The organism is Endozoicomonas sp. 4G (assembly GCF_023822025.1).
GTDB lineage: Bacteria > Pseudomonadota > Gammaproteobacteria > Pseudomonadales > Endozoicomonadaceae > Endozoicomonas_A.
The window spans coordinates 2,501,795-2,515,547 of sequence record NZ_CP082909.1; the positions used below are offsets into that span (position 1 = coordinate 2,501,795).

Annotated in this window: 9 protein-coding genes; 8 read left to right on the forward strand and 1 reads right to left on the reverse strand. The window is 46.3% G+C overall.

Translation table 11 applies throughout. From position 1 onward, the window contains the following. Positions 1-32: 32 nt before the first annotated feature. Positions 33-1,259 carry a PcfJ domain-containing protein gene (locus K7B67_RS09720; RefSeq protein WP_252180138.1) on the reverse strand — a complete coding sequence of 409 codons (1,227 nt, stop codon included), beginning with the start codon at positions 1,257-1,259 and terminating at the stop codon, positions 33-35. Here K7B67_RS09720 and K7B67_RS09725 point away from each other — a divergent pair. The 8 genes from K7B67_RS09725 (at position 1,247) to K7B67_RS09760 (ending at position 13,709) form a co-directional block, all read left to right on the forward strand. After that, on the forward strand, positions 1,247-1,405 hold the full coding sequence (locus K7B67_RS09725) for a hypothetical protein (RefSeq protein WP_252180139.1): 159 nt from the start codon (positions 1,247-1,249) through the stop codon (positions 1,403-1,405). The genes K7B67_RS09720 and K7B67_RS09725 overlap by 13 nt on opposite strands. A 97-nt stretch (positions 1,406-1,502) precedes the next feature. Then, positions 1,503-2,396: a WYL domain-containing protein gene (locus K7B67_RS09730; RefSeq protein ID WP_252180140.1), complete on the forward strand. Its 894-nt coding sequence runs from the start codon at positions 1,503-1,505 to the stop codon at positions 2,394-2,396. A gap of 12 nt (positions 2,397-2,408) precedes the next feature. Further along, positions 2,409-5,633, forward strand: a complete 3,225-nt coding sequence (locus K7B67_RS09735; RefSeq protein WP_252180141.1) for a dynamin family protein — start codon at positions 2,409-2,411, stop codon at positions 5,631-5,633. A gap of 50 nt (positions 5,634-5,683) precedes the next feature. Next, positions 5,684-8,437 carry a dynamin family protein gene (locus tag K7B67_RS09740; protein WP_252180142.1) on the forward strand — a complete coding sequence of 918 codons (2,754 nt, stop codon included), beginning with the start codon at positions 5,684-5,686 and terminating at the stop codon, positions 8,435-8,437. A 50-nt stretch (positions 8,438-8,487) separates the two neighbouring features. Next, entirely contained in the window at positions 8,488-9,399 is a 912-nt protein-coding gene (locus K7B67_RS09745) for a hypothetical protein (RefSeq protein ID WP_252180143.1), read from the forward strand. A gap of 4 nt (positions 9,400-9,403) precedes the next feature. Then, on the forward strand, positions 9,404-12,670 hold the full coding sequence (locus K7B67_RS09750) for an ATP-binding protein (protein WP_252180144.1): 3,267 nt from the start codon (positions 9,404-9,406) through the stop codon (positions 12,668-12,670). Further along, the gene (locus tag K7B67_RS09755; RefSeq protein WP_252180145.1) at positions 12,667-13,368 is read left to right on the forward strand and encodes a DNA/RNA non-specific endonuclease; all 702 of its coding nucleotides are present in this window, start codon (positions 12,667-12,669) and stop codon (positions 13,366-13,368) included. Before K7B67_RS09750 ends, K7B67_RS09755 begins: the two co-directional genes overlap by 4 nt. 2 nt (positions 13,369-13,370) lie before the next feature. Next, complete coding sequence (locus tag K7B67_RS09760; RefSeq protein ID WP_252180146.1) at positions 13,371-13,709, forward strand: hypothetical protein; 339 nt, start codon at positions 13,371-13,373, stop codon at positions 13,707-13,709. The last annotated feature ends 44 nt before the right edge of the window (positions 13,710-13,753 follow it).

The following is a 13,753-nucleotide window of genomic DNA, read 5'->3' on the forward strand; positions in this document are numbered from 1 at the left end:
CTGGGCTTCAGACCCCTCTCCCTCTACTCACCTCAGCCTCTTTTTCCGCCTGTCAGAGTTTCAGTTATCCACGCCAGCACTTTATCTTTAGCCGCTTGCTCTGGCTGCGCATTACGAACCCCGTAAATCTGGTCACAACCAAGAATTCGCCCCGACATGACCGACACCCCAATGGTGAGCGACTGCGGTGACTCCATATGATAGACAAAATACTCACCATCCTGAACCCGGCGGATATAACTTGCAACGCAGTGCTTCATGCCACGCCCCTCATCAGTCAGAGCCTGAGGCGTGAGTATGGGTTGAATATCTGCTGTTCCGGGGTGGGGTGGTTCAGGAAATGGTAGTGGCTCACCATTATCATTCAGAGCTATGTCCGAGGTTAACCGTCCCCGGTGGCGAGCATTGAGAGCTTCTACTAATCGGTTATGAATATTTTCGACGGCAGCAAAGCTACGTGCGTTGGCCAGCCTTTCTCGTCTTTCAGGATTGTTGCCGGACATCTGGCAACTATCCGTAACCAGTTGAATCAGTTCCTGGTATTGCCAGCGGCAATCAATACCGTCCAGAGTTTTGGCAAGCGGCCTGCCAACGATCCAGGGAAACTTCTGAGCCAGACGCATAAACGGGCGATCAATTTTCTGTTGATGGCTAAGGCGCGCGACCAGTAACGGTTGACACCAAAACTTTCTCACCAGCCCTGCCATGCAAGGTTCGTAGATTTCTATCTGAACACGGCGCAGTGAACGTATTGCTGATTTTGTTCCTGTCAGCCCTATCGTTTCCAGTATCTGATGCTGTTTGAGGCACAATAGCTGGCGGAACTCTCCGTAAGATACCTTATGGGTATCCATATGGTCTCTTGCCAGCCATACCAGTACCGGATTGGAAATCAGCAAGTCCTTCATTTCCTGCCACTGGCAGGCCATTTGCAGTAATGAGAAATTCCACAGGCGGAAGCGTTGCAAAGCACTGAGCAGGTTTTCCGGAACGGTAGATTGCCACTGTCTTATAGCTGGGCTATCGGTCACTGCCAATAAATTCAAGCCAGGTTCTGCAAACAGTACAGGGCGATGAGTTTCATCCGCCAGCTCCGACCACCACTCAATGCCATTTTCCCAGCTATTTACAATCAGCTTGCAGGGGTAACCGAGAGTTTCTGTCCAATCAATCTCCAGCCTTTGCAGGTGTTCACACCAATAGATGTTTTGAGAGTTATTATCTGTAGTTTCCTGCTGAAGGGTACTTGCTACCACCATTCGGGAGGCTCTCCATATATGCGACCATGACCGGTCAATATATCAAAGTGGTGGGTGTAGGTCAGAATGTTTTTGAAGCCCTGCTTATAGCCATGAAGAATTACTGCGATCACCCTTTGCTGATGCTGAATAGTTACGATATTTGAACGAATGTTGCAAATATCGTGTGCTAAAGGACACACCCTGTCCAGAGAGTGTTGTATAGTACGGCCGTTTATTAACTTAGGTTGTCACTATTGCTGTATGAAAACCTCAACACATGAAACACTTGCCAACAGGCTGGCGGATATTCTGATCCAGGCATTGAGCGGCACAAAGCTCGACAGCTCGGAACTTGCTGAAAAATATAGCGTCAGTAACAAAACTATTCAGAGAGATTTTCATCGGCTGAGCTCTGTACTTGAGAAATGTCCTGACTCCGGCGGGTACAGACTCACCTCCAACTCAGATGCTTTGTTTTTTGAAAAAGACCTGGTTCACCTGGTCACCGCCTTTGGGCTAAAAAATGCCCTGCCACATAAGACAGCCAAGTTCTTAAGAGACTTTATTAATCGAAGGAACAGCGATTGCTATCACTTTCAGGAGCCTCCTCTGGAGCTGGCTTATATCGAGAGCTTTCACTCACTCTTTGAAAAAGCTATCAGCGCCAGAAAAACAGTGCAATTCCTTTATAAAGAAACCCTGCGGGAAGTTAACCCTTACCTGATGGTGCACAGTCGTGGAGCCTGGTATCTTGCAGCGGAGAGCGATAGACAACTGAAGACCTATTCATTTGCACGTATAAAACTGCTGACGATCACAGAGTCAACCTTCGATTTTAACCCTGAAACCCTTAAGTACATTAAGTCCCAAAACTCAATCTGGTTCGGACATCCCTCATTTGAAGCAGTTCTGGAAATCATGTCTGATATCGCCTTCTTTTTTGAACGCAAACCTTTACTGCCACAGCAGAAAATAGTGGAGAAAAGATCGGATGGCACTTTGATAGTCACTGTTCAGGCTCAAAGTTTCACCCAGATCGCTCCCCTGATTCAGTATTGGATGCCCAGAATGCGAGTGGTTGAACCGGCAGAGCTAAACGACTACATACATAAAAATGTACAAGCATGGCTGACTGCTTCCTCTGAAAATCGGTAATTCTTCGGAAAAATGACAAAGTTACTCAATCATACATTTGTTGCCGCTACCATGAGTGCCGGTAAATCATCCTTGATCAATGCGCTCATTGGTCAGGAATTGCTGCATTCCGCAAATGAGGCTACGACAGCCAAGGTCACCCGCATTTATCACCTGAAGGATGCTCAGAGTGCCTCAGCCAGCTATTGCGCCAAAGGGCTGGTAGTAGATGCCTGTATGAGGGTATGTCCAGAGCAGTTGAAGGTTTGGAATCAGGCTGAACATGTTGCTCGCATTGACATTACGGTGCCGCTTTCAGTGCGTCAGCAGAAAAAAATGCAGAATGATTACGCTATTTTCGACTCTCCTGGTGCCAATAACAGCCAGGACCAGCAACATAGGTTTGTGTTCATAGATGCCCTGAAACAGCAGCAGACGAGTACTATTTTGTATGTGCTCAATGCTACTCAGTTGGGAACCCGGGATGATGCAGAAATATTAACAACCATAAGACAGTCATTGCCAAAGGCAAAGATCGTTTTCGCACTGAATAAAGCAGATCAATTGGATGAAGAGCTTGGGGAGGCTGTCGGGCATTACGTCAACAATGCCTGTAACTACCTGAAGAGTCTTGGGTTCGAGCATCCTGTAATAGTGCCGACGATGGCCCGTGTTGCTCTCATTGCCAAAAAACACCTGAATAATGAAGTACTGGGTAGGCGGGAAAGGATGGAGTTGTCAATGGAGTTAGAACGGTTCAGGGAGAATCCCCACCGGCTAAATGATGCCAGCTTTATCCCGCTGCCACTCAAAAGCGACATGCGTCGATTGCTTGATCAACGGCCAAAGACAGAAGTGACGTCTGATGACCCGGAATTGACGATCACTGACCATTACGTGGAGCAGTTGATTGCCTACAGCGGTATTAGCACCATTCAGCACCTGATCACTCAGGCCACTCCAAAAAAGGGTGGTCAACTAACTACCCAGAATGTAACGAATGTGAACTGCATATACATCGAGCACAACCCATTCACCGTTGAAACTCTCTTCCAGATCAATGGCGAAACACCACCGGAATCATTGGAAATTCAGGGCTATCGCCATAAGCGTTTGCAGCTTTGGGTTGAAAAGATTTTTGACAATTTGAGTGAGATCTTTAATGGCGCCAACAGCTTCTTTGTAAAGTTTAAGGGCGTTGAATCCGACTTTATTGATCTGCAGGAAGCGGCTGAAAAGGCTAAACAGCTAGGTATGTCTATTGAGCTGGAGTGGCAAGCAGTCAAACCCGCGGAAGAACGGTTGGTTGAGATTAAAGCGCTTCTGGAAACACTGCAAAAAGACCCAAAGTTCGCCCATTACATTGAAAACAGTGGAGGAGAGGAAAAACGAAACTTCGAAGCCGCTTTTGATAATAACTTCGATGCATATGTGGTAGCGACAATGTCATCGGGTAAGTCCACATTCATCAATGCCATGCTGGGGCAAGATCTATTACCAGCGGCCAATGAGGCGACCACGGCCACAATCGCCCATATTATTGATAATAAAACTACCGGTGATCGCTTTACTGGTAAGCGTCTGGGTGAAAACAGGATGCTCCTTGCGGAGAGCGATGCTGTTCACCCTAAGCTACTTAAAGAGTGGAATTCGAATTCTGAAACCAAAGCCATTGAATTGACAGGTAATATTCGTGCCGTGGAGCCAAATGACAATGTTCGCCTGGTGCTAACTGACACCCCGGGGCCAAACAACAGTCAGGATGAAGAGCATGAACGCACCACAATGGGATTCATTCAGGACTCAAAAAGAAACCCGTTAATTCTATATATTCTTAATGGAACCCAGTTAGCCACTAACGATGATAGACGCTTATTAAAACTAGTTGCCGATGAAATGACCCGAGGCGGTAAGCAGAGTAAAGACCGTTTTCTTTTCGTCATTAACAAAATGGACGATTTTGATCCAGAGAAAGGTGAGGACATTGGTGCTGTGTTGGGTAGTGTAAGAAAGTACTTGCAAGATAACGGCATTGATGAACCAAATATTTTTCCAATTTCTGCACGCTTTGCTTATTTGCTCCGAGAGCAAGGTGAACTGACTCGTTCTGAGCGAAATGACAAACGCAGTTTTGAGGACCTGTTTCTCGAAGAGGCCAGCATGGATCTGCCCATGTACACGACCATGCCAAGCAAGGTGCGTAATGACATGGAGACCAAAACATCATCGGTAGCTATGCTTCGCAGCGGGTTGCCTGCCGTTGAGGCCACTATTGATGAATATATAAAAAAGTATGCGTTTCCGCTGAGGCTTCACCGGGCTCATGAAGCATTATCCGAAGCGATCAAAGAAGGTATTCGGGAAGCAGAGTTGACCCAGAAAATGGAACTGGATCAGCAGCAATTAGATCAGTTACATCGCGATATTAAAGAGTTGAAAAAACGCCGGGATAGCGGGTTCAATACGAAAGCATACCAGGAGAAAGTCAAGCAGGAAGGGCATGCGCTTCCGGAAGGTGTGCAGCACGAGCTTGATGAAATAGAAGCGGCTGTTTACACACTGATCCGAACATTGGGTGAAGATTTTGACGGCGAGGCATCTGTAGACTCTGCCCATCAACAGCTGGATACAGCTGCACGTGACGTTGAGTTTGCATTTAAGAAAACCATTAACAACTATGAGCAGGCGTTTGACCGTTCACAAGAGCTGATCAAAGATCGACTAAGAGAAGAGTATCAGCAACATGTTGCTTCACTCTTCCCAGACAGCAAAGCACTTGAGCTACCCGCTTTCAAAATGCTTAAAGAGTCTATCAGTGCGATCTCACTGGTTTTTGACTTGCAGGAAGATGAAGTTCAAAGCAGGGAAGAGGTTTCAGGTTATCGCACGGTCAGTGTGTCCAAGTGGTATAACCCATTCTCATGGTGGGAAACAGAACAGGTTGCTGAATATAAAACTGTTGAGTTTGTGAAATTAAAAAATATCTGGAAAGAGCGTCTGACTTACATTCGTACCAGTTTCGACAACTTGAAAAAGAAAGCCCTTGCTCGGATTAACGCCGATAAAGACAAGTTGGTAGACAACTACTTGTCATTTATGGAGCGGGAATTCATGGCAAAATTTGATGCGTTGCTGGATGATCTCGAGACCAAGATAAAACATAGTGACCAGTTAGAAGCCGCTATTGAAGAGGCGAAAAAAGAGCAACTCAGAATCAAGAAAATCAAACAAGACGTAGCCAACATCTTGCAATTCTAATCCCATCAAGCCCTCCTCAGATGGGTTCTGAGGACGGTGAAGGAGAAACTATGAACAAATTTAATGATTTACACGAGGCAAACAGCAGAATACCACGTAAGTTTAAAAAAGCTTTTGTGAAGTCTCTGGAAAAGAACACACCTGAATATCTGCGTTTGGCACTGAATACGCTTGATCAAGAAAAGCCAGAACTGTTTGAGCCGTATAAGCCACTCAGTGGAGATGAAGCGATTTGTGAAGATAGGAGCGTCTGGCCACTATCGGGTTATTTTTACAATCAAGCTCGTTTGTGTAAAAAAAACTTTAGCCGAGAGCGGATTGAGCACGTTATTACCGTCAAAAGCTACCTTGTAGAACAAGGCTTTGCGGGATTTACCAACAACCTCAAACATCAGGCAAATTCCGAGAGTAGTACTACTGTGAATGCATTTAAAAATGTCGATGTAAGTGATTACCCCCCTTCTGCTGCCTTGAAAAAGCATGTTAAAAGCGAAGACCTTTCTAACCCCAAAAAGGGTGGTCAACTAACTACCCAGAATGTAACGAATGTGAACTACATATATATCGAGCACAACCCATTCACCGTTGAAACTCTCTTCCAGATCAATGGCGAAACACCACCGGAATCATTGGAAATTCAGGGCTATCGCCATAAGCGTTTGCAGCTTTGGGTTGAAAAGATTTTTGACAATTTGAGTGAGATCTTTAATGGCGCCAACAGCTTCTTTGTAAAGTTTAAGGGCGTTGAATCCGACTTTATTGATCTGCAGGAAGCGGCCGAAAAGGCTAAACAGCTAGGTATGTCTATCGAGCTGGAGTGGCAGGCAGTCAAACCAGCGGAAGAACGGTTGGATGAGATTAAACTGCTTCTGGAAACACTGCAAAAAGATCCAAAGTTCACCCAATACATTGAAAGCAGTGGAGCAGAGGCAAAACGAAACTTCGAAGCCGCTTTTGATAATAACTTCGATGCATATGTGGTAGCGACAATGTCATCGGGTAAGTCCACATTCATCAATGCCATGCTGGGGCAAGATCTATTACCAGCGGCCAATGAGGCGACCACGGCCACAATCGCCCATATTATTGATAATAAAACTACCGGTGATCGCTTTACTGGTAAGCGTCTGGGTGAAAACAGGATGCTCCTTGCGGAGAGCGATGCTGTTCACCCTAAGCTACTTAAAGAGTGGAATTCGAATTCTGAAACCAAAGCCATTGAATTGACAGGTAATATTCGTGCCGTGGAGCCAAATGACAATGTTCGCCTGGTGCTAACTGACACCCCGGGGCCAAACAACAGTCAGGATGAAGAGCATGAACGCACCACAATGGGATTCATTCAGGACTCAAAAAGAAACCCGTTAATTCTATATATTCTTAATGGAACCCAGTTATGCACTAACGATGATAGACGCTTATTAAAACTGGTTGCCGAGGAAATGTCCCGAAGCGGTAGACAGAGTAAAGACCGTTTTCTTTTCGTCATTAACAAAATGGACGATTTTGATCCAGAGAAAGGTGAGGACATTGGTGCTGTGTTGGGTAGTGTAAGAAAGTACTTGCAAGATAACGGCATTGATGAACCAAATATTTTTCCAATTTCTGCACGCTTTGCTTATTTGCTCCGAGAGCAAGGTGAACTGACTCGTTCTGAGCGAAGAGACAAACGCAGTTTTGAGGACCTGTTTCTCGAAGAGGCCAGCATGGATCTGCCCATGTACACGACCATGCCAAGCAAGGTGCGTAATGACATGGAGACCAAAACATCATCGGTAGCTATGCTTCGCAGCGGGTTGCCTGCCGTTGAGGCCACTATTGATGAATATATAAAAAAGTATGCGTTTCCGCTGAGGCTTCACCGGGCTCATGAAGCATTATCCGAAGCGATCAAAGAAGGTATTCGGGAAGCAGAGTTGACCCAGAAAATGGAACTGGATCAGCAGCAATTAGATCAGTTACATCGCGATATTAAAGAGTTGAAAAAACGCCGGGATAGCGGGTTCAATACGAAAGCATACCAGGAGAAAGTCAAGCAGGAAGGGCATGCGCTTCCGGAAGGTGTGCAGCACGAGCTTGATGAAATAGAAGCGGCTGTTTACACACTGATCCGAACATTGGGTGAAGATTTTGACGGCGAGGCATCTGTAGACTCTGCCCATCAACAGCTGGATACAGCTGCACGTGACGTTGAGTTTGCATTTAAGAAAACCATTAACAACTATGAGCAGGCGTTTGACCGTTCACAAGAGCTGATCAAAGATCGACTAAGAGAAGAGTATCAGCAACATGTTGCTTCACTCTTCCCAGACAGCAAAGCACTTGAGCTACCCGCTTTCAAAATGCTTAAAGAGTCTATCGGTGCGATCTCACTGGTTCTGGACTTGCAGGAAGATGAAGTTCAAAGCAGGGAAGAGGTTTCAGGTTATCGCACGGTCAGTGTGTCTGAGTGGTATAACCCATTCTCATGGTGGAAAACAGAACAGGTTGCTGAATATAAAACTGTTGAGTTTGTGAAATTAAAAAATATCTGGAATGACCGTCTGACTTACATTCGTACCAATTTCAACGATTTGAGAGACTTAGCCCTTGCTCGGATTAACGCCGATAAAGACAAGTTGGTAGAAAACTACTTGTCATTTATGGAGCGGGAATTCATGGCAAAATTTGATGCGTTGCTGGATGATCTCGAGACCAAGATAAAACATAGTGACCAGTTAGAAGCCGCTATTGAAGAGGCGAAAAAAGAGCAACTCAGAATCAAGAAAATCAAACAAGACGTAGCCAATATCTTGCAATTCTAATCCCATCAAGCCCTCCTCAGACGGGTTCTGAGGACGGTGAAGGAGAAACTATGAACAGATCTAATGATTTACACGAGGAAAACAGCAGAACACCAAGTGAGCTTAAAAAAGCTTTTGCGCAGTCTCTGGAAAACTCAGAGTACACACCTGAATATCTGCGTTTGGCACTGAATACGCTTGATCAAGAAAAGCCAGAACTGTTTGAGCCTTATCAGCCACTCAGCGGAGAAGAAGCGATTAGTGAAGATAGGAGCGTCTGGCCACTATCGGGTTATTTTTTCAAGCAAGCTCATTTGTGTAAAAAAAACTTTAGCCGAGAGCGGATTGAGCACGTTATTACCGTCAAAAGCCACCTTGTAGAACAAGGCTTTGCGGGATTTACCAACAATCCCAAACATCAGGCAAATTCCGAGAGTAGTACTGCTGTGAATGCATTTAAAAATGTTAATTTAACTGGTTACACCCCTTCAGCAGCCTTGAAAAAGCATGTTGACAGCGGAGACCTTTCTAACATTCGTAACGCCCTGTTTATGGAGATGAACGACAGACGACTGACTACGGCTCAGATCAAGCAAGCCTTTGCCTGGGTGCTGAAGCAGAAGTCCAACCTGTTTGTTCCCTATGAAGAAAATGCCAATGCCCGTGTTATGAACCTTGACCCCACTCAGTGGGATCGTGACTACTACGGCTTGCAGGAAGTTTACGCGAACTCCAATTTTTCCTGTGAACGACTAAGTCATATGGTAAAGGTACGTGCACAAGTGTTTGATATTGACGAAACTTCCCCGCAGCCATTGATCCAACCGACGGCTCAGAGAGCTTCAGAGGGGAGACAAACCTCTCAACCCCGACCTGATTCGTCTCACCAGCCAAGTAATAACAACAGCTGGCTTAAATATGCGCTCATTGTCGGTGGTGCTATTGCTGCTCTGGCAATGTTAATCAGTTCAAGTATACGGTGACCCTATGAATCACCCTATTCAAGGCGTTGGATCACTTTCCATTCAGGAAAAGACGCAGCTCGCGTTTCAGCGACGCACACAGCAGGCACTGGAAAACACCCGGGATCTGGTGAACAAAAGCTATCTGGCTGAGATGAAACACTATGATGTTATCCCCACTGGCAGCTCAACCACCACCCAATTAAATCGTGCTGGTGATGTGCGAATTTTTCGCGTAGAGCGACTGGTACAAGAGAACAAACAGTCAGTACTGGAAAGCATCACCGCGACTTATACGGCACTCGGTGCTGCCGGTTATGCAGTGTTTTTATACCTTAAATCTGACCAGCAAGACACCCTGGTATACATAGGCACACGGGGTGAGCCTGGTCAAATGCTGGGTAAAAATGCCGGTGATTTGCTTCAGGAAGCGTTTAAGGGTCACTTTCCCGGTAGCCATCTTGAGCCGATGGACGCTGATGCCGTCAATATATTACTCAACGGCCTTAATGGTGAGCCTAATGAGTCATCCGGCACAGTTACAGCGGTAAGTAGTGTTCCCTCCCTCTCCACTGAAGATCAGGAGCACTTTATGCAGGGGCTTGAACGGTTTATTGATGCTGCGGAAGGCAGAGCCTATCAAGGGCTAATTCTTGCCGAACCCATTTCAATGCCTGCACTGAACACCGTACGCACCGGCTATGAACAAGTGGCAACCCAGTTATCGAGCATTGTTAAGCGACAGCTTTCCTATGGTCTTCAGGATAGCCAGAGTATTAACGAGAGCATCAGTCTTGGATTGAGTCAGTCACTGGGAGAAAGCTTGGGCCTGACAGAGACTAAGGGCTCCAGTGAGACCAATACCAAATCAACCAGCCATACCCATACTACCAGTGATAGTACGAGTTCACCGGATAAACTGGGGCTATTGCTGGGAGGTGCAGCAGTGGCTGGCGGTACGATAGCAGGCGGGCCTCTGGGGGCTGTAGTGGGAGGGCAGCTCGGTAGTATGTTTGCTAAAACCCATACCACCGGAACGTCAGATTCATCTTCATCCAGTGATAGCTATGCGTCATCCACGTCCGCATCAACCGCACACTCACGTACCACCACAGCAACAGATACTCGCAGCAGAACGGATAGCCACTCAATCGGTCAGACTGTTGGCAGCACGCAGCAGCTGAGTTATGAAGTCACCGATAAGACTGTGCAGGGCATGCTGGATAAAATTGATCATCACCTGAACCGGATCAATGAAGCCAAATCCTATGGGGGTTGGCATACGGCGGCATACTTTATCAGCGATAACGCAGCAGCTTCGGAGTCCCTTGCCAGTCTGTTTCTTGGGTTAACCCGGGGTAGTCACTCCAATAGTGAAGATTTTGCCATGACAACATGGAGTCATCAGCAGGCTAAGTCTATTACGCCATGGTTGGCACAGCTGATGCATCCTCGATTAAGTCCGGCTTTTAAGGGCAATGCACATATTCAGTACCTGACACCGGCCACCCTGGTATCGGGGAAAGAGATGGCCTTGCAGCTCAGCCTGCCAAGGCGTTCCACTTCCACTGTAGTTGTGCAGGAAGCTGCTGCTTTTGGTCGAACGGTTCAGCGGGTTGATAGTATCAAAACGTCAGGCTCAGAGCGCATCCTTAATCTGGGCCATATTAGACACTTGTGGAGTGACCTGCCACAGAAAATTGAGCTGGATATTGACCATCTCACAGGCCACACTTTTGTCACCGGCGCTACAGGTTCTGGCAAGAGCAACACTGTCTATCAGTTATTGAGCAAGCTGAATCAGCACAATATTCCATTTATGGTGATTGAACCCGCCAAGGGTGAATACAAGCACGTCTTTGGGCACCATGTGGATGTGAGGGTGTTGGGTACTAACCATAAACATACTGAACTGCTGAAGATCAACCCGTTTTCATTTCCTCCGGATACGCATGTACTGGAACATGTTGATCGTCTGATCGAAATATTTAACGTCTGCTGGCCCATGTATGCTGCGATGCCAGCCATTTTGAAAGATGCCATATTGCAAAGCTATGAGCAGTGCGGGTGGGATCTGATTACATCTGAAACTCAAACAGAGAGCTTTATATTCCCGACTTTTGCTGACTTACTTCTACAACTGGAGCGAGTGATTGATAGCTCCTCCTACTCTCAGGAGTTGAAGAGCAATTACGCAGGCGCATTGCTAACCAGGGTTAAATCACTGGCTAATGGCTTGAATGGGCAAATTTTCTCTTCAGATGAACTAAGCAACGAAGTTCTGTTCGACCACAACGTGATTGTGGACTTGAGCCGGGTTGGTTCTCAGGAAACCAAATCATTAATCATGGGGCTACTGATTGTTAAGCTCAGTGAGTATCGTGCGGAACAGGCAGAGATGAATCAGCCATTAAAGCATGTCACAGTGCTTGAAGAAGCCCATAATATTCTTCAAAGTTCAACCAGCTCAGGCGGCGAGGGAAGTAATATTGCTGAAAAGTCGGTAGAGATGATTTCCAATGCCATTGCTGAAATGCGCACTTATGGTGAAGGATTTATCATTGCTGACCAGTCGCCTTCGGCGGTTCACCTATCGGCTATACGTAATACCAACACCAAAGTCATTATGCGTTTGCCTGATGAGTCCGACCGTCAGCTGGCAGGCAGATCGGCCGCACTGTCTGATGACCAGCTGGATGAACTGGCCCGACTGCCTCGTGGTGTCGCTGCAGTTTACCAAAACGACTGGCTGGAACCGGTGCTGTGTAAGGTCAATCGTTTTCTGGGAAAAGAGCAGAGCTATCATTATCAATCCGATGATCCCGACCTCTGGCATGAAAAGCAGTTTCGCAGGGATGTCGTAAGCTGGCTCGTTTCACCACGATGTCGTGAGGGTACAGCGATTGATGTGGAGACTCTGAAAAATGGTTTAGTGAAAAGCAGTATGCCGACACAGCTGAAGCTGAATCTGGCAAGGTATTTGAGCGAGAGTGAATGCTCGAAGAACATACCGATACACGAGGACAGTAACTTCCACAAACTCTCTGACCTTGTCGCTACGATTTTGGACTGCAACACAAGTATTGATCGGGTCGTCACTACATCCGCTAACTTGGAGCAGCTGCACAAAGGTATGCAACAATTGCTGCGACAAGAGCTTGGTGAATTGTCTGCAGAGATTGCTTTGACGACAGAGCAGGCTCTTATGAAACACATAAGCAAACGAGGTGAAGATTACGTTCAGCTCTATGCAGGTTGGAATAACCACGTTAGAAAGAGTGTTGTTTTATGAACGATATGCAGAGGCTGAAGGAGTTCTCGGCTGAGCAAAAGGCACCGGTTTTTAACTCTTTTGAGAAAATAGAACTTACTCCGGACGAGCTTAAAGCGTTCGACAGGCCTATATCTGAAAGCCTGTCAGAGGGTAAGGGCACCGTCGATGCAACATTTGAAAGCGTCGTAAAAGATGGGAAGGAGGTTAATAGTAGTGTTACCAGGCTCTCACCTGGTGAAAAAGGCAACTGGAATCAAGCATTGAATGAACCGCCTTTGCGGCCCGATCATACTTATCAGGTAGGAGGTTATGATTATCAGACAGAAAGTGAGGGGCGGGTATCAAAAGTGACCGGTCAGCTGGAGCTGAGTACTCAGGATCGGAACACCTATCAACAAATTAAATCCGCTGAAGCCGGTGGTATCAAGGATGGACGTGAGGGTGATGATGGCGGCCACATGATTGCTTCCATATTTAATGGGCCAGGTGAGCAAATCAACCTGTTACCCATGGAATCTAATCTCAACCGTGGTGAGTGGAAAAGAATGGAGAACAAGTGGGCTGCTGCGTTGGCTGAAGAGCCACCAAAGCAGGTTTCTGTGGAAATTCGTCCCATTTATGAAGAGGGAAGCAAACGACCATCATCTTTTGATGTCTTCTATGAAGTTGATGGGAAAGAGCATTTTTCATCCTTTGAAAATGGGGTAAGGGCTTAAATATGACAATCGACGATTTGTACCAAAGCATTGCGGACAACATTACTGCTAACGTCACAGAAGACTGGAATACAGCACACATTACGGCAGAAAGAACTGGTGATGATGCATTAAGCCTGGAAGGTGGATACGATAAGGGCGAGGGCGTATTTACTCCTTTTAAATTTCGTAACTTTGATCGCAGGATTATTGTCGACTTTCACCAATTGCACAAAATCACCACCGAAGGGGGTAGTAACCGTTGGAACAGAGCAAGATACACACTCCACCGGGATGGAAAAATTTCTATTGACTTCCAGTGGGATCAAAAGTTGGCTGATGAAGTAGAAGACAATCTCTGAACGGTAGTATCGTTATAAGCTTCAGTGGAGTGGTTATAGTTCTC

Excerpts from the sequence above, each read along its gene's own strand:
- K7B67_RS09730 (WP_252180140.1), top strand. The coding sequence starts at position 1,503 with ATGAAAACCTCAACACATGAAACACTTGCCAACAGGCTGGCGGATATT.
- K7B67_RS09720 (WP_252180138.1), bottom strand. The coding sequence starts at position 1,259 with ATGGTGGTAGCAAGTACCCTTCAGCAGGAAACTACAGATAATAACTCT.
- K7B67_RS09750 (WP_252180144.1), top strand. The coding sequence starts at position 9,404 with ATGAATCACCCTATTCAAGGCGTTGGATCACTTTCCATTCAGGAAAAG.
- K7B67_RS09745 (WP_252180143.1), top strand. The coding sequence starts at position 8,488 with ATGAACAGATCTAATGATTTACACGAGGAAAACAGCAGAACACCAAGT.
- K7B67_RS09760 (WP_252180146.1), top strand. The coding sequence starts at position 13,371 with ATGACAATCGACGATTTGTACCAAAGCATTGCGGACAACATTACTGCT.
- K7B67_RS09740 (WP_252180142.1), top strand. The coding sequence starts at position 5,684 with ATGAACAAATTTAATGATTTACACGAGGCAAACAGCAGAATACCACGT.
- K7B67_RS09755 (WP_252180145.1), top strand. The coding sequence starts at position 12,667 with ATGAACGATATGCAGAGGCTGAAGGAGTTCTCGGCTGAGCAAAAGGCA.
- K7B67_RS09735 (WP_252180141.1), top strand. The coding sequence starts at position 2,409 with ATGACAAAGTTACTCAATCATACATTTGTTGCCGCTACCATGAGTGCC.